Raw genomic sequence first — 22868 nt, forward strand, 5'->3', positions numbered from 1 at the left:
CTCGCGGTGCACGCGTTCGCGCTCCAGGCCTTCAACGGCCTCAGCTACGGCTTGCTGCTGTTCATGCTGTCGGCCGGCCTCACGCTGATCTTCAGCGTGCAGGGCGTGCTGAACTTCGCGCATGCGAGCTTCTACATGCTCGGCGCGTATGTCGGTTACAGCATCGCAGCCCACGCGGGCTTCTGGCCCGCGCTCGTGCTCGCGCCGCTCGCGGTCGGGCTGCTCGGCGCCGGCTGCGAACGCGCGCTGCTGCGCCGCGTGCAGGCGCGCGGTCATACGAGCGAGCTGCTGCTGACCTTCGGTCTCGCGTACCTGATCGGCGAGGGCGCGAAGCTCGTCTGGGGCCTCGCGCCGCTGCCGGCGCCCGTGCCGCGGTTGTTCGACGGCGCACCCGTGACCGTCTTCGGCCTCGCATTGCCGCGTTACCGGCTCTTCATGATGGCGATGTCCGCGACGATGCTGGTCGCGCTCGGCGCGCTGCTGCGCGTGTCGCGCATCGGGCTCGTCGTGCGTGCGTCGCTCACGCATCGCTCGGCCGTCGAGGCGCTCGGCTACGACGTGCCGCGCGTGATGACGGCGTTGTTCGGCGCGGGCACCGCGCTCGCCGCGCTGGCCGGGGTGATCGGCGCGCCGCTCGCGGTGATCGAACCCGCGCTGGCCGAGACCGTCGGGTCGGTCGTGTTCGCGGTCGTCGTGATCGGCGGGCTCGGCTCGCTCGGCGGCGCGTTCGTCGCGTCGCTCGCGGTCGGTTTCGCGCAGACCTTCGCGGCCGCGAGCGACACGTCGCTGCGCGACCTCGCGCAATGGGCCGGCATCGCGCTGCCTGACAGCGTGGCCGCGGTGTCGATCGCGCAACTCGCGCCGCTGGTACCGTACCTGCTGCTCGTCGCGGTGCTGGTCGCGCGGCCGCGCGGACTGTTCGGAGAACGTGCCGATGCGTAGCCGCATGCTGGCCGGATGCGTGCGCTGGGCGCTGTTCGCCGCGTGCTTCGCGCTGCCCGCGTGGCTGTGGCCGCATGGCGCGGTGCTCGGCTATCTCGCGCAGACGGCCGCGCTCGTCGTGCTCGCGCTGTCGTACAACCTGCAGCTCGGCACGACCGGGCTGCTGTCGTTCGGTCACGCGGCGTTCGCGGGCCTCGGCGCGTTCGCGGCCGCGCACTGGTTCAACCATCTGGGCGGCCCGTTGCCGCTGCTGCCGCTCGTCGGCGGTGTGGCCGGCGCGGGATTCGGGTTCGTCGCGGGGCTGCTCGCGACGCGCCGTTCCGGCACCGCGTTCGCGATGATCACGCTCGGGCTCGGCGAATGCGTCGCGGCGGCCGCGTGGAGCGTACCGGCGTGGTTCGGCGGTCTCGGCGGCGTGCCGATCGACCGCGCGAGCGGCACGCCGTGGGGCAACTGGCATTTCGGCGCGCCGGCGCACGCGTATGCGGTGATCGCCGCGTGGTGCGTCGTGTCGGCGTGGGCCATGCACGCGCTGACGCGCACGCCGCTCGCGCGGCTCGCGAACGCGGTGCGCGACAACCCGGCGCGCGTCGCCGCGCTCGGCACCGATCCGCGCCGCGTGCGGCTTGCGATGGTCACGTGCGCATCGTTCTTCGCGGGCATCGCCGGCACGCTGACGTTGATCGACATCGAGATCGCGACGCCCGACAGCGTGTCGATGGCGCGCTCGGCAACCGTGCTGATCGCCGCGGTGATCGGCGGCACCGGCGCGTTCTTCGGGCCGGCCGCCGGCGCGGCGGTGCTGACCGCGCTGAGCATCGGCGTCGCGGGCGTGTCGCGGGCGTGGGCGCTGTATCTCGGCGTGCTGTTCGTCGCGATCGTCGTGGCCGCGCCGCGCGGGCTCGCGGGCATCGCGCAGGCGCTCGCGCGGGCGATGCGGCGCGATGCCCCGGCGCCCGAGCGGTGGCGGATGCTGTGCGCGGTCGGCGCGTGCGTGTTCTGGGCCGTCGCGATCGTCTGCGCGGCCGAACTCGGCTATGCGTGGCGCTTCGCGCAGGACGACGGCACGGGCCTCGCATTCGGCGCATGGGGCATCGACGCCGATACGCCGGCCGGCTGGGCCGTCGCGTGCTCGGCGGCCGGCATCGGCACGCTGCTGTGGGGCTGGCGCGCCCGGTTCGTGCAGGACGGGCAGGCCGGCAAGCGGGAGGATGCGCGATGAACGGCAACGCGATCGCGCTGCATGGCGTCGTGCAGCGCTTCGGCGCGCAGACCGTGCTCGACGGTGTCGAGCTGAGCATCGCGGCCGGCGAGCGTCATGCGCTGATCGGGCCGAACGGCGCGGGCAAGTCGACGCTGTTCGGCGTGATTGCGGGGGCGACGCGGCCGACGCGCGGGCGCGTCGTGCTGCATGGCGTCGAGCTGCGCGGACGCGGGCCGGTCGTCGCGAGCCGCCTCGGCATCGGCCGCAGTTTCCAGCAGACCAGCGCGTTCGCGCGGCTGACGGTATTCGACAACCTGCGTTGCGCGGCGCTGCATGCGCCGGCCGAACGGCGGCGCTGGTGGAACCGGCTGCGCGAATCGGCGTCGGTCGATCTCGCGGCCGCGCGCGTGCTGCACGACATCGGTCTCGACGCGCGGCGCGACACGCCGGCCGCCGAACTGAGCTATGCGGAACAGCGCGCGCTCGATCTCGGGATCGCGCTCGCGAGCGGCGCGCGCACGCTGTTGCTCGACGAGCCCACGGCCGGCATGAGCCGCGCGCAGGCGGCGCGGATGATCGCGCTGATCCGCGCGACGACGCAGGGTCGCACGGTGCTGATGATCGAGCACGACATGGACGCGGTGTTCGGCTTCGCGGAACGCATCACGGTGCTCGTGCGCGGCACGGTGGTCGCGACCGGTGCGCCCGATGCGATCCGTGCCGATCCGCGCGTGCGGGCCGCGTATCTGGGCGAGGGCCGCGCATGAGCGCGCTGCTCGACATTCGCGGCCTGCGTGCGTGGTACGGATTGCAGCCCGTCCTCGACGGGGTCGATCTCGCGCTCGCGCCGGGCGAGACGCTCGCGCTGCTCGGCCGCAACGGCTCGGGGCGTTCGACGCTCGCGAAGGCCGTGATGGGGCTCGTGCGCACGGCCGGCTCGGTGCGCGTCGCCGGTGCGGAATGCGCGGGCGCGAGGACGTTCGAGATCGCGCGGCGCGGCGTTGCTTACGTGGCCGAAAGCCGCGACGTGTTCCCGCTGCTGACGGTCCGTGACAACCTGCGGCTCGGGTTGCGCGGCGCTAGCGGCCTGGCCGAACGCGCGGCGCTCGACCGCCTGTTCGACCGCTTTCCGCTGCTGGCCGCGCGCGCGGACGTGAAAGCCGGGCGGTTGTCGGGCGGCGAGCAGCAGGTGCTCGCACTGGTGCGCGCCCTGGCCGGCAGCCCGCGCGTGCTGATCGTCGACGAGCCGGCCGAAGGGCTCGCGCCGCTCGCGGTCGACGAAGTCGGCGCGTGCCTCGCCGCGCTGCAGGCCGACGGCGTCGCGATCCTGCTGATCGAGCAGCGGCTGCAGTTCGCGCCGCGGCTCGCGCGGCGCGTCGCGGTGATGGGGCGCGGACGGATCGTCTACGACGGCGCGCTCGACGGCCTGGGCGGCGAAGTCGCCAATGCCTGGCTGAGCGCCGGGTGACGGCGCGCGACCGATTGTTCGGCAAACTCCGCCAGTCAATTCGCTTCGGGCCGCTTTATCGCTGCGGTGCCGCAAAGTAAATTTCCAGTCAGGCCGGTTGCCATGGCGCCGCATCAGCGCGGCAGCCGGCGCCAACCATCGAACGTCTTCTGACCGAGGAATGAAATCATGAGCAAGCTGGCAGGCAAGGTAGCGATCGTCACGGGCGCATCGAAGGGCATCGGCGCGGCGATCGCGAAGGCACTGGCCGTCGAAGGCGCGTCGGTCGTCGTCAACTACGCGAGCAGCAAGGCGGGCGCCGATGCGGTCGTGAGCGCGATCGTCGAAGCGGGCGGCCGCGCAGTCGCGGTCGGCGGCGACGTGTCGAAGGCGGCCGACGCGCAACGCATCGTCGATACGGCGATCGACACGTACGGCCGTCTCGACGTGCTCGTCAACAATTCCGGCGTGTACGAATTCGCGCCGATCGAAGCGATCACCGAAGAGCACTATCGCCGTCAGTTCGACACGAACGTGTTCGGCGTGCTGCTGACCACTCAGGCGGCCGTCAAGCATCTCGGCGAAGGCGCGAGCATCATCAACATCAGCTCGGTGGTGACCAGCATCACGCCGCCGGCCAGCGCCGTGTACAGCGGCACGAAGGGCGCGGTCGACGCGATCACCGGCGTGCTCGCGCTCGAACTCGGCCCGCGCAAGATCCGCGTGAACGCGATCAACCCCGGCATGATCGTGACCGAAGGCACGCACAGCGCGGGCTTCATCGGCTCGGATCTCGACAAGCAGGTGCGCAGCGAGACGCCGCTCGGCCGCCTCGGCGAACCGGACGACATCGCGTCGGTGGCCGTGTTCCTCGCATCGGACGATGCCCGCTGGCTGACCGGCGAGCACCTCGTCGTGAGCGGCGGGCTGAACTGATCCGGCGGGATTGCGCGATCGGCGCGCGTGCGCCGATTGCGCCGTTACGCGAGCATCGCCAGCGCGTTCGCGCCGACGTGCCACTGCAGGCTCTCGACGACGAGCGCGTGATTGTCTTCGGAATCGAGCCCTGCGATCGTCATCGCGCCGACGATGCCTGCGCTGGCGATCCGCAACGGTACGCTGCCGCCGTCGAGCGCATAGTCGTCGTCCGACAAGCCCTGCGATTGCAGCGACCAGCCGGCGCGGCGAAAGCGCGCGCCGACCGCGAGCGAACTCAGGCCGAAACGCAGCACCGTGTTCTGCCGGCGGCGGATCGCGTCGCTGTCGTTTGCATCGCTGCCGTCGAGCGCGCAGTAGAACAGCGGCGCCTCCTCGCCGACGATGCTCACCGCGATCGGCAGCCCGCGCCGCGTCGCGAGGTTGACCGCGATTTCCCCGATCTGGCGTGCGACGGCCGCATTGAAGCGCGGCAGCGCCGGATTCGACGCGTCGTCGTCGAAGGGATGGGGTTCGAGGCGAAAGAGGGTCGTCACCATGGCGGCTCCGTGGCGTCGCCGGCTCAGTGTGCGCGTGCCGGGCGTCGCATCGTCGCGGGCCGCGCGCGGGCCCGTCGTCCGTTCAGTGCTGCGGCATGTCAGCGTTTTGGCGCCGCGTCGAGCATCCACTCGTGCGCGGGGTCGTTCTTGAACGCCCACGCGCGGCTCGGCCCGGCCATCACGTTCAGGTAGTACAGGTTGTAGCCGTGCGGCGCGACGACCGGATGGTAGCCGCGCGGCACCATCACGACGTCGTGGTTCTCGACCGCGCATGCTTCGTCGAGGCTGCGGTCGTCCGTGTACACGCGCTGGAATGCGAAGCCCTGCGGCGGGTCGATCCGGTGATAGTAGGTTTCCTCGAGCGAGGTTTCGTCGGGCGCGGCGTCGCGGTCGTGCTTGTGCGGCGGATAGCTGCTCGAATGGCTGGCCGGCGTCACGACTTCGACCACGAGCAGCCGGTCGGCGGCCGGGTTGTCGCCCATCAGGATGTCGCACACGTAGCGCGTGTTGGTGCCTTGCCCGCGCACCGAGCGGCGCATCCGTTCGCCGTCGAGGCGCCGCACGGGCTTGTCGCCGCTCGCGTACGGCGCGGTGCACAGCGCGATTTCCGCATCGCGCGTCGCGATCAGCGTGACGCGCTTGCCGCCCGGCACGTACAGCGCGTCCGGCGAGACCTCCTCGAACACGCTGTCGCGCTTGCCGAGCGCATCGTAGGTTGCGCCGTCGACTTCGGCACGCACGGTGCCCGTCAGCACGACGACGCACAGCTCGCGCGTGCCGGTGTCGAGCGTTTCGGCGTCGCCGGCCTTCAGGCGCAGCGCGCGAAAGCCGACATGCTTCCAGCCGGCCGATTCGGGCGTGACGTTGCAGATTTCGCGGTCGGCGGATGCCTTGACCAGCAGGGGAGAAATCGTCATGGGGAGGGGCTCCGCAATAGGGTAGGGCTCACGCGCTCACGCGCTCAACCGGTCGACGATCGCACGCAGCGACTCGTAGCCCTTTTTCGCATAGGCATAGCTCGGCGCGACGGCCGGATCCTGCTCGGCCTCGACGACGAGCCAGCCTTCGTAGCCGGCGTCCTTCAGCGTGCGCAGCGTCGCGTCGTAATCGAGCGCACCGTCGCCCGGCACGGTGAACGTGCCGTTGATCACGCCGTTCAGGAAGCTCCAGCCGTCGTTGCGCGCCTGCGTGACGACCTGCGGCCGCACGTCCTTGCAGTGCACGTGCGCGACACGCGACACGTGCTTCTTCAGCAGCGTCACCGGATCGGTCGCACCGCCGAAATACGCATGGCCCGTGTCGAACAGCAGGAACACCTTCGCCGGGTCGGTCAACGCCATCAGCCGGTCGACGTCGTCCGGCGACTCGACGTATGCGCCCATGTGGTGATGGTAGGCGAGCTTGATCCCGTATGTGTCGAGCAGGTGCGCGCCGAACGCATCGAGGCGCGCCGCGTAGCGCTGCCAGGCTGCGTCGTCGACGAAACGCGGCCGTTTCGCGACCGGCGTCTCGATGTTGCCCTGGATCGTGCCCGCGCATTCGCCGTAGACGACGACCTTCACGTCGTTGAACTGCAGCTTCGTCATGTGCGCGCGGCAGCGCTCGATCTCTGCCGCGACCGCGTCGGCGTCGCTCATGCCCGGCGCGACTTCCGCGAGGAAGCCCGAATACCAGCCGGACACGCACACGAGGCCGAACTCGGCGAGCTTCGCCTTCAGCTCGGGGCCCGTCTTCGGAAACTTGTTGCCGAGCTCGAAGCCCGCATAGCCGATTTCGGCGCCTTCCTTCAGTGCCGTTTCGAGCGGCGTCTCGCCGCCGAGCGACGGCAGGTCGTCGTTCATCCACGACAGGGGATTGATGCCGATGCGGACGTTCCAGCTCATGACGTGCTTCCTTGGTTCGAATGATGGGGGGTGCGGGGCGGGTTCGTGGACAGCGTTCGTAGTCAACGCCGCTGCCGGGTCTTCGCGTCGAGATACGCGCGGTGTGCGGCGTCGACGCCGGTGCGTTCGGACACCTGCGGCACCGCGACTTCCCACCACGCGCCGCCGTCGTCGGTCGTGCGCCGGTGCGTGGTGTCGATCACGAGCACCTGGCTCTTCTTCGCTGCGCGGGCGCGCGTCATTTCCCGGCGTAGCTCGGCGATGTCGCGCACGTGCACGGCTTCGGCGCCCATCGCGCGGGCATGCATCGCGAAGTCGATCGTCGAGCGCTCGCCGCCCTCCGGCACGCAGTCGTCGAGCATGTTGTTGAAGCTCGCCCCGCCGCAGTTCAGCTGCAGCCGCTCGATGCAGCCGTAGCCGCGGTTGTCGAGGATCACGACGATCAGCTTGCGGCCGAGCATCACGGACGTCGCGAGTTCGGCGTTGAGCATCATGTACGAGCCGTCGCCGACGATCACGATCACTTCGCGTTCGGGCCGCGCGAGTTTCGCGCCGAGGCCGCCTGCGACTTCGTAGCCCATGCACGAGTACGCATAGTCCATGTGATAGTTGCCCGGCACGCCGCTGCGCCACAGCTTGTGCAATTCGGCCGGCAGCGTGCCGGCCGCGCAGACGACGAGATCGTCGCGTGCGCTGTCGCGTCCCGCGTCGGCCGCGGAGTCGCGCACCGCGCCGATCACTTCCGCGTCGTACGGCAGCGTGTCCGCCGGAATGCGCGTCGTCAGCTCGGTGACGCGCGCGTTCCACGCGGCGGCCTGGTCGCGATTCGAGGCCGTCCACGCGGGGTCGGCATGCCAGCCGGCCAGCGCGGCCGACAGCTGGCCGAGGCCCGTGCGTGCGTCGGCGATCAATTGCCGGCCGCGTTTCTTGCCGGCGTCGAACGGCTGCACGTTCAGGCTCAGCAGCGTCGCGTTGCCAAACAGCGCATGCGAGCCGGTCGTGAAATCCTGCAGCCGCGTGCCGACCGCGAACACGACGTCGGCCTGCGCGGCCGCGCGGTTCGCGGCGGGCGAACCCGTTACGCCGATCGAGCCGAGGTTCAGCGGGTGATTCCACGTGAGGCTGCCCTTGCCGGCCTGCGATTCGGCGACCGGCACGCCGTGCGTGTCGGCGAACGCGCGCAGTGCGTCCCACGCCTGGCTGTACAGCACGCCGCCGCCAGCGACGATCAGCGGCTTCTTCGCGGCTTTCAGCACGTCGAGCGCGTCGGCGAGTTCGAGCGCGTCGGCCGGCGGCCGGCGCATCCGGATCACCGGCGGCGCGAAGAAATCCTCGGGCCAGTCGTATGCGAAGGTCTGCACGTCCTGCGGCAGCGCGAGGCACACCGGGCCGCACTGCGCGGGGTCGGTCATCACCTGGATCGCGCGCGGCAGCGCGACGAGCAGCTGCTCGGGCGACGTGATGCGGTCGAAGTAGCGCGTCACGGGCCGGAAGCAGTCGTTCGCGCTGACGTCGCCCTGTTCGAAATCCTCGACCTGCTGCAGCACCGGGTCGGGCAGCCGCGACACGAACACGTCGCCGGGCAGCAGCAACAGCGGCAGCCGGCCGACGTGCGCCAGCGCGGCCGACGTCAGCATGTTGGTTGCGCCGGGGCCGATGCTCGACGTCGCGGCCATCATCCGCTGGCGGAAATTCGCTTTCGCGAACGCGACGGCCGCGTTGGCCATCCCTTGCTCGTTGTGTGCGCGGAACGTCGGCAGCCGGTCCTGCTCGGCATGCAGCGCTTCGCCGAGCCCGGCCACGTTGCCGTGGCCGAAGATCGCGAACACGCCGCCGCAGTACGGCAGGATTTCGGTCCGGCCGTCGGGCTGGACGACTTCGGCGCGCAGGGCGGCCAGGTAGCGCACGAGCGCCTGGCTGACGGTCAGTCTCACGGTGGTGGTCATCGTCGGTCGATAGAGAGGAATCGGGTGGTCGTCACGGGCACGGTCATCAGGCTGCTGCGGCGGCGCGCGCGGCGGCGCGGCGGCCGAGCCACGCGTCGACCAGTTGCGCGAAATTGCCGGCCACTTCGTCGATCAGCGCCTGGTCGTCGATGCGGCCGGCGAACCAGTTCAGCGACGCATCGGCCCACAGCGTGCGCCCGACCATGAAGCCCTTGACGATCGGGTTGGTCGCCGAGCGGAAACTGTCGACGAGGTATTGCAGCGGCTGGTTCAGGCCGAGGATCACCGCGCCGCGGCAGTGCGGGTCGCGCTCCGCGATCAGCGCGGCGAGCCGTGTCCAGCCGTCCGCGCTCAGCGGCGTGAGCTTCCACCATTCGGGCTTCACGCCGAGGTTGTAGAAGCGCGCGACCGTGCGCAGCACCGCGTCGTCCTCGGTGCCGGCCGGCGTGACCGCGCGCGGCGGAATCATTTCCAGCAGCAGTTCGTTGCCGCTGGCCCGCGTGGCTTCCCACAGTTCCAGCACGCGCTGTTCCTGTTCGACGCGCAGGTCGACGTCGTCGTCGGGGTGATAGTGGACGAGGCACTTCACGACCTGTTCGGTCGGCCAGTGCGTGAGCGACGAGCCGACCGAGCGCGTTTCGTCGAACCGCAGCGGTCTCGAGCCCGGCAGCTCGACCGGGCGGCCGACCCACCAGCCGCGCCCGGTGGCCGACGCGAGTGCGTCGCTGCCGTAGGCGCCGCCGTCGATCAGCACGCCGACGTGGCCTTCGATATGACGATCGCGCTCGACCTGCTCGACCGCACGCACGAGCAGCCGCTTCAGCGTCTTGACCCGCGCTTCGTCCGCGCCGGCCTGCACCGCGAGTTCGTAGAACTGGCTGCGATGGTCGAATGCCATCACGCACAGGTCGTCCCATTCGCGGCGCGGCACCGTCACGCGATGCAGGTGCGCGAGCGTGCGGTCGGCGTCGACCACCGGATTGCGGCTGCCGTCGAACCAGTGCGCGAGTTCGGCCGGCGTCGGCATCGCGGCCGAGCACGCATGGCGCGACACGACGATCGCGCCGCACGCGTTCGCGATGCGCGTCGATTCGCCCCAGTCGCGCCCGCGCAGCAGCCCCGACAGCAGGCCCGACAGGAACGCGTCGCCCGCGCCGAGCACGTTGAGCACCTCGACACGTTCGCCGAGGAAGGTCGGCGCGTCGTCGATGCTGGCCGGAATGCCGCCTTCGATCACGCAGCAGCCGAGCGCGCCGCGCTTGACGACCAGCGTCGCGTTCGTGATCGCGCGCACCGCTCGCAACGACCCGGTCAGGTCGTGCGGCACGCCGCCCGCGATCAGGAATTCCTCTTCGGTGCCGACCAGCAGGTCGAATTCGCCGAGCACCTGCTGCAGTTGCCGCGTCACCTGCGCGTCCGGCACGTAGCGGTTTTCGCCCGCGCCGCGCGCGGTCAGGCCCCACAGCACGGGGCGGTAGTCGATGTCGAGGATCCGCACGACGCCGTGGCGGCGCGCATAGCCGAGCGCGGTCAGCGACGCTTCGCGCGTGGCCGGTGTCGACAGGTGCGTGCCGGTGATCGCCAGCGCGCGGCAACCGGCGATGAAATCCTCGCTGATCTCGTCGGCGCGCACGGCCATGTCCGCGCAGTTTTCGCGCACGAACAGCAGCGGAAACGTGTCGCGATCCTTCAGCCCGAGCAGCACCAGCGCGGTGAGGCGCTCGCGGTCGGTCTGCAGCTGGCTCGTGTCGCAGCCTTCGCGCTCGAGCGTTTCGCGCAGGAAGCGGCCCATCTGCTCGTCGCCGACGCGCGAAATCATCGCGGTCTTCAGCCCGAGCCGGGCGACGCCGAACGCGACGTTGCCCGACGAGCCGCCGAGATACATCTGGAAGCTGCGCGCGTCTTCGAGGCGGCTGCCGTACTGCTGCGCATAGAGATCCACGGCCACGCGGCCGAGGCAGGCGAGATCGATGGGGCGGTCACTCGGAAAGTTCAGCAGGCTCATATCACGTGTCACGCTCGCGGCCGGCGTTCGGCGCTGCCGGCAGATTAGGGGACCGATCCTGTGGCCACGGTCCGCAACGTGCGCTGCACGACGCGGGACTGCCTGCCGCAGGAAATCGGGCTACGAACGCAGTCTAGACTTTTTGGAAATCCAGTTCCCTAGGTGAAATCACGTAGAAATAAATTTCCAAATTTTCGAGGAAGTGATCTACAGTTTCATCCGGATGCTTCAGTCCGTATCGGACTCGGCCCGGCGGCGCGCAACGCGCCGTCTTCCGCCCCCCGGAGATGAGGAGACAGATTGATCATGAAGACCAAGCTGATGGCCGTCGCGGCCGCCGCGATCCTGGCTGCGCCGCTCGCGCATGCCGAGAAGATCGGCGTGACGATGGCATCGTTCGACGACACGTTCCTGACCATCCTGCGCAACAGCATCGCCGATTCGGCGAAGAAGGACGGCGCGACGGTGCAGATCGAGGACGGCGGCAATGACGTCGGCAAGCAGTTGAGCCAGGTCCAGAACATGATCGCGCAGAAGGTCGACGCGATCATCGTGAACGCGGTCGATACCGACGCGACGCCGAAGATCACGAAGATGGTGACCGCCGCGAAGATTCCGCTCGTCTACGTGAACCGCAAGCCGGTCGACTTCGACAAGCTGCCGGCGGGTGTCGCGGTCGTCGCGTCCGACGAGAAGCAGTCGGGCACGCTGCAGGCGCGCCAGGTGTGCAAGCTGCTCGGCGGCAAGGGCGACCTCCTCGTGCTGATGGGCGAGCTGTCCAACGAATCGGCGCGCGCCCGCACCAAGGACATCGAGGACGTGATCGCGACGAAGGATTGCTCGGGCATGAAGATCGTCGACAAGCGCGAAGGCAAGTGGAGCCGCACGCAGGGCCAGGACATCACGATGAACTGGCTGAGCTCCGGGACGAAGTTCGACGCGATCGTGTCGAACAACGACGAAATGGCGATCGGCGCGATCAATGCGCTGAAGGCCGCGCGCAAGTTGACGCCGAAAACCGTCGTCGCGGGTATCGACGCGACGCCGGACGGTCTCGCGTCGATGAAGGCCGGCGAGCTGAAGGTGTCGGTCTACCAGAATGCGGCCGGGCAGGGTGCGCAGGCGGTGGCCGCCGCGCTCAAGCTCGCGAAGAAGCAGCCGGTCGACCGCTACGTGAACGTGCCGTTCGAGCTCGTGACGCCCGAGAACATGAGCCAGTACGCGAAGCACTGACCGGTGATCCGTTGAACTGCGCGGGCCCGGCACGGCCGGGTTCGCGCGCGACTTGTCGAGGAACGTCCATGTTTACAGCCAGAGTCGCGCGCCCGATGGCCGGCGGCGACGCGCCGGCCGCTTCGTCCGGCGCGGCCGGCCAGTCCGGTGCGCCGGCTTCTTCCGCGGCCGACTGCGTGCTCGAGGTGCGCGGCGTCGGCAAGTCCTTTCCCGGCGTCGTCGCGCTCGACGGCGTGCAGTTTCGCGTGCGCCGCGGCACCGTTCATGCGCTGATGGGCGAGAACGGTGCCGGCAAGTCCACGCTGATGAAGATCATCGCGGGCGTCTACACGCCCGACCAGGGCGAGATCCTGATCAACGGCGAACCGGTCGTGCTGAACGGCCCGCTCGATGCGCTCGACCGCGGGATCGCGATGATCCACCAGGAACTCAACCTGATGCCGTACATGACGGTCGCGGAGAACATCTGGATCCGCCGCGAACCGAAGAACCGCTTCGGCCTGATCGATCACGCCGAATTGCGCCGCCGCACGGCCGCGCTGTTCGAGCGGCTGTCGATCGACATCGATCCGGAAACCGACGTGCGCACGCTGACGGTCGCGAGCCGCCAGATGGTGGAGATCGCGAAGGCCGTGTCGTTCGACTCCGACGTGCTGATCATGGACGAGCCGACCTCCGCGCTGACCGACAAGGAAGTCACGCACCTGTTCCGGATCATTCGCCAGCTGCGCGAGCAGGGCAAGGGCATCGTCTACATCACGCACAAGATGAACGAGCTGTTCGAGATCGCCGACGAGTTCTCGGTGTTCCGCGACGGCAAGTACATCGGCACGCATGCCTCGAGCGACGTCACGCGCGACGACATCATTCGCATGATGGTCGGGCGCGAAATCACGCAGATGTTCCCGAAGGAAGAAGTGCCGATCGGCGATGTCGTGCTGTCGGTGAAGGATCTCGGCGTCGACGGCGTGTTCCGCGACGTGAGCTTCGAGCTGCGCGCCGGAGAAATCCTCGGCGTCGCGGGCCTCGTCGGCTCCGGGCGCTCGAACGTCGCGGAGGCGCTGTTCGGCGTCGTGCCGGCCACGTCGGGCGAGATTCGCATCGACGGCAAGCCGGTGCGGATCGCGACGCCCGCACAGGCGATGAAGCATGGGATGGCGTTCCTCACCGAGGATCGCAAGGACAGCGGCTGCTTCCTGAATCTCGACCTGCTCGCGAACATGGAAGCGGCCGTGCTCAGCAGCCGCTACGTGAAATTCAACTTCGTGCAGCAGGCGCAACTGAAGCGCGACTGCGAGGAAATGAGCCGGACGCTGCGCGTGAAGTCGCCGGGGCTGCACGAGGAAATCCAGAACCTGTCGGGCGGCAACCAGCAGAAGGTGCTGATCGGCCGCTGGCTGCTCACGCAGCCGCGCATCCTGATCCTCGACGAACCGACGCGCGGCATCGACGTCGGCGCGAAGGCCGAGATCCACCGGCTCGTCAGCGCGCTCGCCGGCAAGGGCGTCGCGGTGCTGATGATCTCGTCGGAGATGCCGGAAGTGCTGGGGATGAGCGATCGCGTGATGGTGATGCACGAAGGGCGCATGACCGGCATCGTCGATCGCAAGGACGCCGACCAGGTCCGCATCATGGATCTCGCGTCGCGCTGAGCCGTAACAAGATTGGAGACAACTGAAATGGGCAACCTGAACCCGGTCGCGGATGCGCAGACCATGACACTCAAGTCGCGGCACACGAAGTGGCCGCCCGAGCTGAGCATCTTCCTCGTGCTGGTCGGCATCAGCCTGTTCTTCGAGATCGTCGGCTGGATCGTCGTCGGCCAGAGCTTCCTGTTCAACGCCGAGCGGCTCGAGATCATCGTGCTGCAGATGGCCGTGATCGGCATCATCGCGGTTGGCGTGAACCTCGTGATCATCACCAGCGGGATCGACCTGTCGTCGGGATCGGTCGTTGCCGCCGCTGCCGTCGTATCGGCGAGTCTCGCGCAGGTGTCGGATTTCCCGCGCGCGGTGTTTCCGCACCTGACCGACCTGCCGATCATCTGGCCGGTGCTAGCCGGCGTGTGCGTCGGGCTGCTGGTCGGCCTGCTGAACGGCACGCTGATCGCGATGACGGGGATCCCGCCGTTCATCGCGACGCTCGGCACGATGGTTGCCGCGCGCGGCTTCGCGAAGTGGTTCACCAACGGGATGCCGGTGTCGATGCTGACCGACCCGTTCGCGGCGATCGGCGCGGGCGCCAATCCGGTGATCATCTTCCTCGTGATCGCCGCGATCTTCCACGTCGTGCTGCGCTACACGCGCTTCGGCAAGTACACCTATGCGATCGGCGCGAACCGCCACGCGGCCGTCGTGTCGGGCATCAACGTCACGCGGCACCTGATCTTCGTCTATGCGATCGCGGGCCTCCTGAGCGGTATCGCAGGCACCGTGACCGCGGCACGCGCGATCTCCGGCCAGTCGGGCATGGGCGTGATGTACGAGCTCGATGCGATTGCGGCTGTCGTGATCGGCGGCACGTCGCTGTCGGGCGGCCTCGGCCGCGTGACGGGCACCGTGATCGGCGTGCTGATCCTCGGCGTGATGACGTCGGGCTTCACGTTCATCCGCATCGACGCGTATTACCAGGAGATGGTGAAGGGCGCGATCATCGTCGCGGCCGTGATCGCCGACCAGTACCGCAACAAGAAGACGCGCCGCTGAGCGGACGCACGCGTCGAGCCGGTAACCGCATTCGCGAAGGAAGCCTGATGAAGATCGCGCTGGACCCTTACATGATTCGTCACCTGCCGCTCGACCGGCTGCCGCACGCGGTGGCCGAGCTCGGCTACGACCAGATCGAATTGTCGCCGCGCAGCGACTTTCTCGACTGGTGGGTGATGCCGCGCGCGACGCGCGAGCGCATGGCCGCGTTCCGTCAGGCGATGCGTGCGAGCGGCGTCGGCCTTGCGTCGCTGCAGCCGATGTACCGCTGGGCGAGCCCGTTCGAGGACGAGCGGCAATGGGCCGTGCGGTGCTGGAAGAAGGCGATCGAAGTGGCGGTCGAGATGGAGTGCGCGCTGATGGTGTCGGAGTTCGGGCGCGGCGCGTCGCCCGAGCGTTCGGTCGGCGAGCGGCCGGGCGCGAACCCGAAGGAGCTGTGCGAGGCCGCGTGGTTCCGGTCGATGGACGAGCTGCTGCCGATCCTCGAGCGCGAACGCATCGTGCTGTCGGTCGAGCCGCATCCGGAGGACTGGATCGAGCAGCTGCAGCCGGCGATCGACATCGTCACGAATCTCGCTTCGCCGTCGCTGAAGCTGTCGTACATCGCGCCGCACACGTTCTACTACGGCGACGACATGGCCGTGATGATCGCGCAGGCCGCGCCGATCCTGGCGCACGTGCGCGTGGCCGATACCTTCGACCACCGCAAGAGCAGCCAGCTGCGCTACATCGTGAACCCGCCCGGCTCGACCCAGATCCGCGTGCACCAGCATCTCGACATCGGGCAGGGCGAGATCGACTGGGACCTGTTTTTCGGCGCCCTCGGCGCGGCAGGCTTCGACGGCGTGATGTCGTCGTGCGTGTTCGCGTGGGAGGACCGCGCGGAAGTGTCGTCGCGTTACATGCGCGACACGATCCAGCGCTACGTCGATCGTCATTTCGATCGCACCGCGCGCTGACCCAATGCTGACCGGCGCGGCACGGGCCGCGCCGCTGATGAACGACTGGAGACTCGTAGATGACCTTGCAAATCGGCGTGATCGGCTGCGGCGCGATCGGCCAGGACCATATCCGCAGACTGACCCGCACGCTGTCCGGTGCACGCGTCGTGGCCGTCAACGACATCGATCCGCAGCAGGCGCGCGACGCGGTGTCGAAATACGGCCTCGATGCCGAGATCTACGGCGACGGCCATGAAGTGGTCGCGGCTGCCGACGTGCAGGCCGTGCTCGTCACGTCGTGGGGGCCGACGCACGAAGCGTTCGTGCTCGACGCGATCGCGCACGGCAAGCCCGTGTTCTGCGAGAAGCCGCTCGCGGTGACGGCCGACGGCTGCATGCGGATCGTCGAAGCGGAAGTCGCGCACGGCAAGCGGCTCGTGCAGGTCGGCTTCATGCGGCCGTACGACGAAGGCTATCGCGCGCTGAAGCGCGTGATCGACAGCGGCGAGATCGGCGCGCCGCTGATGCTGCATTGCGCGCACCGCAACCAGTCGGTCGGCGAGCGCTACACGACCGACATGGCGATCACCGATACGCTGATTCACGAACTCGACGTGCTGCGCTGGCTGCTCGGCGAGGACTACACGAGCACGCAGGTCGTCTATCCGAAGAAGACGCGCCATGCGTCCGCGCATCTCGCCGATCCGCAGATCGTGCTGCTGGAAACCGCGAGCGGTGTGCGCATCGACGTCGAGATCTTCGTGAACTGCCAGTACGGCTACGACATCCAGTGCGAGGTGGTCGGCGAGCAGGGCATCGCGAAGCTGCCCGATCCGCCGGCCGTCGGGCTCAAGCATGCGGCGCGGCAGTCGGTCGAGATCATGACCGACTGGAAGGAGCGTTTCATCGCGTCGTACGACGTCGAGCTGCAGGCGTTCATCGACGGCGTGCGGCAGGGCGCGCTCACCGGGCCGTCCGCATGGGACGGCTACGCGGCGGCGGTCGCGGCCGACGCCTGCGTGCGGGCGCAAAAGAGCGGCGCGGTCGAGCCGATCGCGATGGCCGAGCGTCCCGCGTTCTATCGCGGCTGACCCGAGGCCGCGCGCCGCTGACCTGCCGGGAAGACCGACATGACGATGAAGATTGGTTGCGCCCCGTGCTGCTGGGGCGTCGACGACGTGAAGAACCCGCATCTGCCGCCGTGGCGGCATGTGCTCGCCGAGGCCGCGCAGGCCGGCTACTCGGGCATCGAGCTCGGGCCGTACGGCTATATTCCGCTCGAACTCGACGTGGTGAGCGCGGAACTCGAGCGGCAGCGCCTGAGCATCACCGCCGGCACGATCTTCGACGATCTCGTGTCGCCGGAGAACCTGCCGAACCTGCTGCGCCAGACGCGCGACATCTGCGCGCTGATCACGCGGCTGCCGAAGCTGCCGACGCAGGATGGCCAGCGTTACGCGGCGCCATACCTGGTCGTGATGGACTGGGGGCACGAGGAGCGTGACTACGCGGCCGGTCATGCCGATCGCGCGCCGCGGCTGTCCGGCGAGCGCTGGGCGGGCATGGTCGACCATATCCGGCAGATCGCGACGATCGCACGCGACGAATTCGGCGTGCGCGCGGTGATCCATCCGCATGCGGGCGGCTACATCGAGTTCGCGGACGAGATCGACCGGATCGTCGCCGATATTCCCGCCGACACGGCCGGCCTCTGTCTCGACACCGGCCACCTGCATTACTCGGGCATGGACCCGGAAACGTGGCTGCGTCGCCACGCGGCGCGTCTCGACTACGTGCATTTCAAGGATATCGACGCGGCCGTGTACGACACGGTGATGGGCGAGCACATCGCGTTCTTCGCCGCATGCGCGCGCGGCGTGATGTGCCCGATCGGCACCGGCGTGCTCGACTACCGTTCGATCCGCCAGGCGCTCGACGACATCGGCTACGCCGGGTACATCACGATCGAACAGGAGCGCGATCCGCGCAATGCCGGCACGAGCCTGCGCGACGTCGCCGCGAGCCGCGCGTTTCTCGCGTCGGCCGGTTTTGCATGACCCCTGAACCCGCACCAGGAACACCACCATCATGATTGACGGACAGATTCTGCTTGGACATTCGATTCGCTGGGGCATGGTCGGCGGCGGGCTCGGCAGCCAGATCGGCTACAGCCACCGGTCGGCCGCGTTGCGCGACGGCAGCTTCCAGCTGGTCGCCGGCGCATTCGACATCGACCCCGAACGCGGCCGCCAGTTCGGCGTGAAGCTCGGCGTCGCGGCCGAGCGCTGCTATCCCGACTACGCGACGATGTTCGACGCCGAGGCGCGCCGCCCGGACGGTATCCGCGCGGTGTCGATCGCGACGCCGAACAACACGCATTTCGAGATCTGCCGCGCCGCGCTGCATGCGGGGCTGCACGTGGTCTGCGAGAAGCCGCTGTGCTTCACCACCGAGGAGGCCGAGGCGCTGCAGCGCCTGTCGGTCGAGAAGAACCGGATCGTCGGCGTCGCGTACGGCTATTCCGGACACCAGATGATCGAACAGGCGCGCGAGATGATCGCCCGCGGCGATCTCGGCGAGATCCGCATCGTGCAGATGCAGTTCGCACACGGGTTCCACAGCGAGGGCGTCGAGGCCGCGAGCGCGGCCGCGCGCTGGCGCGTCGACCCGAAGTTCGCGGGCCCGAGCTACGTGCTCGGCGACATCGGCACGCATCCGCTGTACATCTCCGAGGTGATGGTGCCCGGGCTGAAGATCCGGCGGCTGATGTGTTCGCGGCAGAGCTTCGTGAAGAGCCGCGCACCGCTCGAGGACAACGCGTTCACGATCATGGAATACGACACCGGCGCGGTCGGCTACGTGTGGTCGAGCGCGGTGAACGCGGGCTCGATGCACAGCCAGAAGGTGCGCGTGATCGGCTCGAAGGCGAGCGTCGAATGGTGGGACGAGCACCCGAACCAGCTGCGCTACGAAGTGCAGGGGCAGCCCGCGCAGGTGCTCGATCGCGGGATGGGCTACCTGCACCCGGCGGCACTGCGCGAGGACCGCATCGGCGCCGGGCATCCGGAAGGGCTGTTCGAGGCGTGGTCCAATCTCTACGCGCGCTTCGCGCTCGCGATGGATGCGGCCGATCGCGGTGACGTCGACGCATTGAAGCAGATCCGTTATCCGGACGTTCATGCGGGTGTGGAAGGTGTCCGCTGGGTCGAGAATTGCGTGCGCTCCGCCGACGCGGGCAGCGTGTGGGTCGACTATCGGTGAGCAGGGCAGGCCGGCTGCGCGGGCGACGCCAGGTTGCCCGTCGACAGCCGGCCTCGGTACACACCCTAATCTTTACGACGCCGCGAGAGCGTTGGACAATCGCTTCCAGTCTTGCCGTGGAGCGTGTGCAAGTGATGATCGAGCGCGTGGGAGCGAGCGCGCGGCGCGGGCCGTGCCGCAAACGTGATTAAATTCGCCCTTCATGCATGTATCCAGTCGAGTCCCGGGCCGCGCCTGCCAGTATCGCGCGCATCGGGGCCGTCAACTTCGCGCTATCCGATGAGTTCATCCGAGAAACCTCCCGCCACCGTCGAGCAGTTCCTGCAGCATCTGACGCAGGAATACGACGGCCTCAGCAATCGCCTGAAGGTGATTGCGCGCCACGTGGAAACGCATCGGGACCAGCTTGGGCTGGAAGGCATCCAGTCGCTCGCGGAGGCGTGCGGCGTCCAGCCGTCGGCCGTCGTGCGTTTCGCAAAGCACTTCGGCTTCTCCGGGTTCTCGGAGATGCAGCGGCTGTTCCGCGAAGGGCTCGCGCAGCAGATCGCGCCGGGGCGTGCCTACAACCTGCGGCTGCGCGACGTGATCGAAGCGGGCTCGTCGAGCCTGCAGCCCCAACAGATCGCCGACGAATTCATCAAGGGCAGCATTGCCGGCATGCAGCAGCTGCGGCAGACGCTCGATTCGCAGGCGCTCGCGCAGGCCGTCGACCTGCTCGCGAACACGCAGGCGATCTGGATTGCCGGTTCGCGGCGCGCGTTTCCGATCGCCGTGTATCTCGACTATGCGCTGCAGCACACCGACAAGCGCATCGGGCTGTTCAGCGCGCTCGGCAGCATGCATCTCGGGCAGATCCGCTCGGTGCGCGAGGGCGACGTGATGATCGTGATCTCGTTCATGCCGTATGCGGAGGAAACCGTCCAGGTCGCGCAGCAGGCCGTGCAGCGCGGCGCGCGCGTGATCGCGATCACCGACAGCCGGATGAGCCCGCTCGCACGGGAGGCCGAGGTGACGCTGATGGTGCAGGACAGCGAGACGTTCGGCTTTCGCGCGCTGACGGCCACGATGGGCCTCGCGCAGAGCCTGTTCGTCGCGCTCGCGTACCGGCTCGAACTGTCGTACCTGCCGACCGCCGATGGCGCGCACGGCTCGAAAGCCGGTTGACCTTGACTGCCGGCGTACCGCCCGCGACCCCGATCGGCGGGCGGCACACCGGCCGGCTTACTTCGCGGTCGGCATCGCGAATTCGGCGCCCTTGCCGATGCTCGACGACCAGCGCTGCATCACCGACTTCTGGCGCGTGTAGAAGCGCACGCCTTCCTCGCCGTACGCGTGCATGTCGCCGAACAGGCTCTTCTTCCAGCCGCCGAAGCCGTGCCAGGCCATCGGCACCGGGATCGGCACGTTGATGCCGACCATGCCGACCTGGATGCGCCGCGCGAATTCGCGCGCGATGCCGCCGTCGCTCGTGAAGCACGCGACGCCGTTGCCGAACTCGTGCGCGTTGATCAGGTCGACCGCTTCGCCGAAATCCTTCACGCGGACGCAGCCGAGCACCGGCCCGAAGATTTCTTCCTTGTAGATCCGCATGTCGGGCGTCACGTGATCGAACAGCGTGCCGCCGGTGAAGAAGCCGGCCTCGCGGCCCGGCACGCGCAGCCCGCGGCCGTCGACCACCAGTTGCGCGCCTTCGTTCACGCCTTGCTCGATATAGCCTTCGATGCGCTTCAGCGCTTCACCGGTGACGATCGGGCCCATCTCGACTTCCGGCGACATGCCGTCGCCGATCACCAGCTGGCGCGCACGCTCGGCCACCGCCGGCACGATCCGGTCGGCCACGTCGCCGACCAGCACCGCGATGCTGATCGCCATGCAGCGCTCGCCGGCCGAGCCGTACGCGGCGCCGATCAGCGCGTCGACGGCCTGTTCGATGTTCGCATCGGGCATCACGACCAGATGGTTCTTCGCGCCGCCGAGCGCCTGCACGCGCTTGCCCGACTGCACCGCGCGCTGCTGCACGTAGGCGGCGATCGGCGTCGAGCCGACGAAGCTGACGGCCTGCACGTCGGGGTGGTCGAGCAGCGCGTCGACCGCACCCTTGTCGCCCTGCACGACGTTGAACACGCCGGCCGGTAGCCCGGCCTGCGTGAGCAGGTCGGCGATGAACAGCGCGGCCGACGGGTCGCGCTCGCTCGGCTTCAGCACGAACGTGTTGCCCGTCGCGATCGCGACCGGGAACATCCAGCACGGCACCATGCACGGGAAGTTGAACGGCGTGATGCCCGCGACGACGCCGAGCGGCTGGCGCATCGTCCAGTTGTCGATGCCGGTGCTGACCTGGTCGGTGAAGTCGCCCTTCAGCAGTTGCGGCACGCCGCACGCGAATTCGACGATGTCGATGCCGCGCGCGACTTCGCCCTGCGCGTCGGAGAACACCTTGCCGTGCTCGGCCGTGATGATCGCCGCGAGCGTGTCGCGGTGCTCGTTCATCAGCTGCAGGAAGCGGTGCAGCACGCGTGCGCGGCGGATCGGCGGCGTCGCGGCCCAGGCCGGGAATGCGGCGTGGGCCGATGCGACGGCCTGCTGCACTTCGCTGTCGTCGGCGAGTGCGACGCGGCGTACCGCGCGGCCGAGCGCCGGATTGAGCACGTCCTGGAAGCGGCCGCTGCGGCCGGCAACGGGCGCGCCGTCGACATAGTGGCCGACGTCGGCGTCGGACGTGTACGCGGGAACCGGATTCATCGTGTCTCCTTGGGGGTGAGGGGGGAACAGGACCCAGTCTAGGGAAACCGGCAGGGCGGGAGAAGGCCGCGAAACTTGATTCACTGTTCAGAATTCTGAATAATCAGTGGATGAATCAGCAAAATGTCCAGGCGCTCTGGCCGCATATCCATTCGCTGACGGTGCTGGCCGCGGCCGGCAGTTTCACGGCGGCCGCGCAGCGGCTCGGCATCAGCAAGGCCGCGATGAGCCAGCGCATCGCCGATCTCGAAAAGGCGGCCGGCGTGCCGCTCGTGCGCCGCACGACGCGCAGCGTGCGGCTCACCGATGCGGGCCAGACGCTCGTCGACAGCACACGCGACGCGTTCGAGTCGATCGGCCAGCACTTCGCGCGCGTGAAGGATCTGGCCGGCGAGCCGCGCGGGCTGCTGCGCGTGACGGTGCCGGTCGCGCTCGGGCGCCAGCAGGTCGTGCCGCACCTGCCCGATTTCCTGCGGCAGCATCCGGGCGTGCAGATCGAGCTCGACCTGTCGGACCGGCTGCATTCGCTGACGCAGGAAGGCTTCGACCTCGCGATCCGTCACACGACCACCGCGCCGCAAACCCACGTCGCGTGGAAGCTGTGCGACACGCGCTCGCTGCTCGTCGCGAGCCGCGACTACCTCGACGCGCGCGGCGCGCCGCGTCATCCGAACGAACTCGTCGACCACAGCTGCCTGTGCTACCTGCGCGACAACGAGCCGGCCGCCTGGAGCTTCGAGCTGCACGGCCGGCGGCGCGAGCGCGTGAGCGTGCCGGTGCGCGGCAGTTTCGCGGCGAACAACAGCGAGGCGATGCGCGAGGCCGCGCTCGGCGGCCTCGGCATCGCGCTGCTGCCGGATTTCAGCGCGCAGCGCGATCTCGACGCCGGACGGCTCGTCGCGCTGCTCGACGGCTGGCGGCCGTCGGGCGCGTTCGGCGATCACATCTTCGCGATCCGCCCGTACAGCCCGGTCGTGCCGAGCGCGGTGCGCGCGCTCGTGCGGCACCTGCGCGAACGGCTCGCGGGCGGTTTCGCGGGCGCGTGAGCGCGGCGCCCGCAGGCGCCGGGCGGCGGGACGCGGGT

The 22868-nt window shown here is 68.9% G+C and carries 20 protein-coding genes; 14 read left to right on the plus strand and 6 right to left on the minus strand.

All coding sequences use genetic code 11. The features are described 5' to 3' along the window. Positions 1–6 precede the first annotated feature (6 nt). From BLA15945_RS33915 to BLA15945_RS33935, 5 genes are all read left to right on the plus strand, one after another. Positions 7–942: a branched-chain amino acid ABC transporter permease gene (locus BLA15945_RS33915; RefSeq protein WP_174994408.1), complete on the plus strand. Its 936-nt coding sequence runs from the start codon at positions 7–9 to the stop codon at positions 940–942. Further along, positions 935–2164, plus strand: a complete 1230-nt coding sequence (locus tag BLA15945_RS33920; protein ID WP_174994409.1) for a branched-chain amino acid ABC transporter permease — start codon at positions 935–937, stop codon at positions 2162–2164. The genes BLA15945_RS33915 and BLA15945_RS33920 overlap by 8 nt, the downstream gene beginning before the upstream one ends. Beyond that, positions 2161–2913 carry an ABC transporter ATP-binding protein gene (locus tag BLA15945_RS33925; RefSeq protein ID WP_059234811.1) on the plus strand — a complete coding sequence of 251 codons (753 nt, stop codon included), beginning with the start codon at positions 2161–2163 and terminating at the stop codon, positions 2911–2913. The genes BLA15945_RS33920 and BLA15945_RS33925 overlap by 4 nt, the downstream gene beginning before the upstream one ends. After that, entirely contained in the window at positions 2910–3614 is a 705-nt protein-coding gene (locus BLA15945_RS33930; protein WP_174994410.1) for an ABC transporter ATP-binding protein, read from the plus strand. Before BLA15945_RS33925 ends, BLA15945_RS33930 begins: the two co-directional genes overlap by 4 nt. Before the next feature lie 168 nt (positions 3615–3782). After that, positions 3783–4529 carry an SDR family NAD(P)-dependent oxidoreductase gene (locus BLA15945_RS33935; protein ID WP_059234807.1) on the plus strand — a complete coding sequence of 249 codons (747 nt, stop codon included), beginning with the start codon at positions 3783–3785 and terminating at the stop codon, positions 4527–4529. 44 nt (positions 4530–4573) lie between these two features. Here the strand turns inward: BLA15945_RS33935 and BLA15945_RS33940 are convergent, their stop codons facing one another. The 5 genes from BLA15945_RS33940 to BLA15945_RS33960 all read right to left on the minus strand — a co-directional run bounded on the left by BLA15945_RS33940 (position 4574) and on the right by BLA15945_RS33960 (position 10902). After that, the gene (locus BLA15945_RS33940; protein WP_174994411.1) at positions 4574–5068 is read right to left on the minus strand and encodes a heme-degrading domain-containing protein; all 495 of its coding nucleotides are present in this window, start codon (positions 5066–5068) and stop codon (positions 4574–4576) included. 98 nt (positions 5069–5166) lie between these two features. Beyond that, positions 5167–5985 (minus strand): 5-deoxy-glucuronate isomerase, encoded by an 819-nt coding sequence (iolB, locus tag BLA15945_RS33945; protein WP_059234804.1) that lies wholly within the window; start codon positions 5983–5985, stop codon positions 5167–5169. A 36-nt stretch (positions 5986–6021) separates the two neighbouring features. After that, on the minus strand, positions 6022–6951 hold the full coding sequence (gene iolE, locus BLA15945_RS33950) for a myo-inosose-2 dehydratase (protein ID WP_059234801.1): 930 nt from the start codon (positions 6949–6951) through the stop codon (positions 6022–6024). 62 nt (positions 6952–7013) lie between these two features. Next, positions 7014–8897 carry a 3D-(3,5/4)-trihydroxycyclohexane-1,2-dione acylhydrolase (decyclizing) gene (gene iolD, locus BLA15945_RS33955; RefSeq protein ID WP_174994412.1) on the minus strand — a complete coding sequence of 628 codons (1884 nt, stop codon included), beginning with the start codon at positions 8895–8897 and terminating at the stop codon, positions 7014–7016. A gap of 46 nt (positions 8898–8943) precedes the next feature. Next, positions 8944–10902, minus strand: a complete 1959-nt coding sequence (locus BLA15945_RS33960) for a bifunctional 5-dehydro-2-deoxygluconokinase/5-dehydro-2-deoxyphosphogluconate aldolase (RefSeq protein WP_059234798.1) — start codon at positions 10900–10902, stop codon at positions 8944–8946. Positions 10903–11208: 306 nt separating this feature from the next. Here BLA15945_RS33960 and BLA15945_RS33965 point away from each other — a divergent pair, with 306 nt between their 5' ends. From BLA15945_RS33965 to BLA15945_RS34000, 8 genes are all read left to right on the plus strand, one after another. Further along, positions 11209–12135, plus strand: coding sequence for a sugar ABC transporter substrate-binding protein (locus tag BLA15945_RS33965; protein WP_059234796.1), 927 nt, complete (start codon positions 11209–11211; stop codon positions 12133–12135). Between the two features lie 68 nt (positions 12136–12203). After that, positions 12204–13787, plus strand: a complete 1584-nt coding sequence (locus BLA15945_RS33970; RefSeq protein ID WP_174994413.1) for a sugar ABC transporter ATP-binding protein — start codon at positions 12204–12206, stop codon at positions 13785–13787. 27 nt (positions 13788–13814) lie between these two features. After that, positions 13815–14840, plus strand: coding sequence for an ABC transporter permease (locus BLA15945_RS33975; protein ID WP_059234792.1), 1026 nt, complete (start codon positions 13815–13817; stop codon positions 14838–14840). A 47-nt stretch (positions 14841–14887) separates the two neighbouring features. Beyond that, positions 14888–15799, plus strand: coding sequence for a sugar phosphate isomerase/epimerase family protein (locus tag BLA15945_RS33980; RefSeq protein WP_174994414.1), 912 nt, complete (start codon positions 14888–14890; stop codon positions 15797–15799). A 59-nt stretch (positions 15800–15858) separates the two neighbouring features. After that, positions 15859–16872: a Gfo/Idh/MocA family oxidoreductase gene (locus BLA15945_RS33985; RefSeq protein ID WP_059234789.1), complete on the plus strand. Its 1014-nt coding sequence runs from the start codon at positions 15859–15861 to the stop codon at positions 16870–16872. A gap of 39 nt (positions 16873–16911) precedes the next feature. After that, on the plus strand, positions 16912–17838 hold the full coding sequence (locus BLA15945_RS33990; RefSeq protein ID WP_059234786.1) for a TIM barrel protein: 927 nt from the start codon (positions 16912–16914) through the stop codon (positions 17836–17838). Positions 17839–17869: 31 nt separating this feature from the next. After that, positions 17870–19042, plus strand: a complete 1173-nt coding sequence (locus BLA15945_RS33995; RefSeq protein WP_174994415.1) for a Gfo/Idh/MocA family protein — start codon at positions 17870–17872, stop codon at positions 19040–19042. Positions 19043–19321: 279 nt separating this feature from the next. Beyond that, complete coding sequence (locus BLA15945_RS34000) at positions 19322–20206, plus strand: MurR/RpiR family transcriptional regulator (protein WP_059234782.1); 885 nt, start codon at positions 19322–19324, stop codon at positions 20204–20206. A gap of 57 nt (positions 20207–20263) precedes the next feature. Here BLA15945_RS34000 and BLA15945_RS34005 read toward each other — a convergent pair whose 3' ends face one another. Beyond that, positions 20264–21784, minus strand: coding sequence for a CoA-acylating methylmalonate-semialdehyde dehydrogenase (locus BLA15945_RS34005; protein WP_059234780.1), 1521 nt, complete (start codon positions 21782–21784; stop codon positions 20264–20266). Positions 21785–21894: 110 nt separating this feature from the next. Here BLA15945_RS34005 and BLA15945_RS34010 point away from each other — a divergent pair, with 110 nt between their 5' ends. Further along, positions 21895–22830: a LysR family transcriptional regulator gene (locus BLA15945_RS34010; RefSeq protein WP_059234778.1), complete on the plus strand. Its 936-nt coding sequence runs from the start codon at positions 21895–21897 to the stop codon at positions 22828–22830. The last annotated feature ends 38 nt before the right edge of the window (positions 22831–22868 follow it).

The organism is Burkholderia arboris, from assembly GCF_902499125.1.
Lineage (GTDB): Bacteria > Pseudomonadota > Gammaproteobacteria > Burkholderiales > Burkholderiaceae > Burkholderia > Burkholderia arboris.

Coding starts and splice junctions, on each gene's coding strand:
- BLA15945_RS33970 (WP_174994413.1), top strand. CDS start 12,204: ATGTTTACAGCCAGAGTCGCGCGCCCGATGGCCGGCGGCGACGCGCCG.
- BLA15945_RS33965 (WP_059234796.1), top strand. CDS start 11,209: ATGAAGACCAAGCTGATGGCCGTCGCGGCCGCCGCGATCCTGGCTGCG.
- BLA15945_RS33935 (WP_059234807.1), top strand. CDS start 3,783: ATGAGCAAGCTGGCAGGCAAGGTAGCGATCGTCACGGGCGCATCGAAG.
- iolD (WP_174994412.1), bottom strand. CDS start 8,897: ATGACCACCACCGTGAGACTGACCGTCAGCCAGGCGCTCGTGCGCTAC.
- BLA15945_RS34005 (WP_059234780.1), bottom strand. CDS start 21,784: ATGAATCCGGTTCCCGCGTACACGTCCGACGCCGACGTCGGCCACTAT.
- BLA15945_RS33940 (WP_174994411.1), bottom strand. CDS start 5,068: ATGGTGACGACCCTCTTTCGCCTCGAACCCCATCCCTTCGACGACGAC.
- BLA15945_RS33995 (WP_174994415.1), top strand. CDS start 17,870: ATGATTGACGGACAGATTCTGCTTGGACATTCGATTCGCTGGGGCATG.
- BLA15945_RS33920 (WP_174994409.1), top strand. CDS start 935: ATGCGTAGCCGCATGCTGGCCGGATGCGTGCGCTGGGCGCTGTTCGCC.
- BLA15945_RS33930 (WP_174994410.1), top strand. CDS start 2,910: ATGAGCGCGCTGCTCGACATTCGCGGCCTGCGTGCGTGGTACGGATTG.
- iolE (WP_059234801.1), bottom strand. CDS start 6,951: ATGAGCTGGAACGTCCGCATCGGCATCAATCCCCTGTCGTGGATGAAC.
- BLA15945_RS34010 (WP_059234778.1), top strand. CDS start 21,895: ATGAATCAGCAAAATGTCCAGGCGCTCTGGCCGCATATCCATTCGCTG.
- BLA15945_RS33960 (WP_059234798.1), bottom strand. CDS start 10,902: ATGAGCCTGCTGAACTTTCCGAGTGACCGCCCCATCGATCTCGCCTGC.
- BLA15945_RS33990 (WP_059234786.1), top strand. CDS start 16,912: ATGACGATGAAGATTGGTTGCGCCCCGTGCTGCTGGGGCGTCGACGAC.
- BLA15945_RS33980 (WP_174994414.1), top strand. CDS start 14,888: ATGAAGATCGCGCTGGACCCTTACATGATTCGTCACCTGCCGCTCGAC.
- BLA15945_RS33925 (WP_059234811.1), top strand. CDS start 2,161: ATGAACGGCAACGCGATCGCGCTGCATGGCGTCGTGCAGCGCTTCGGC.
- BLA15945_RS33975 (WP_059234792.1), top strand. CDS start 13,815: ATGGGCAACCTGAACCCGGTCGCGGATGCGCAGACCATGACACTCAAG.
- BLA15945_RS33985 (WP_059234789.1), top strand. CDS start 15,859: ATGACCTTGCAAATCGGCGTGATCGGCTGCGGCGCGATCGGCCAGGAC.
- BLA15945_RS34000 (WP_059234782.1), top strand. CDS start 19,322: ATGAGTTCATCCGAGAAACCTCCCGCCACCGTCGAGCAGTTCCTGCAG.
- iolB (WP_059234804.1), bottom strand. CDS start 5,985: ATGACGATTTCTCCCCTGCTGGTCAAGGCATCCGCCGACCGCGAAATC.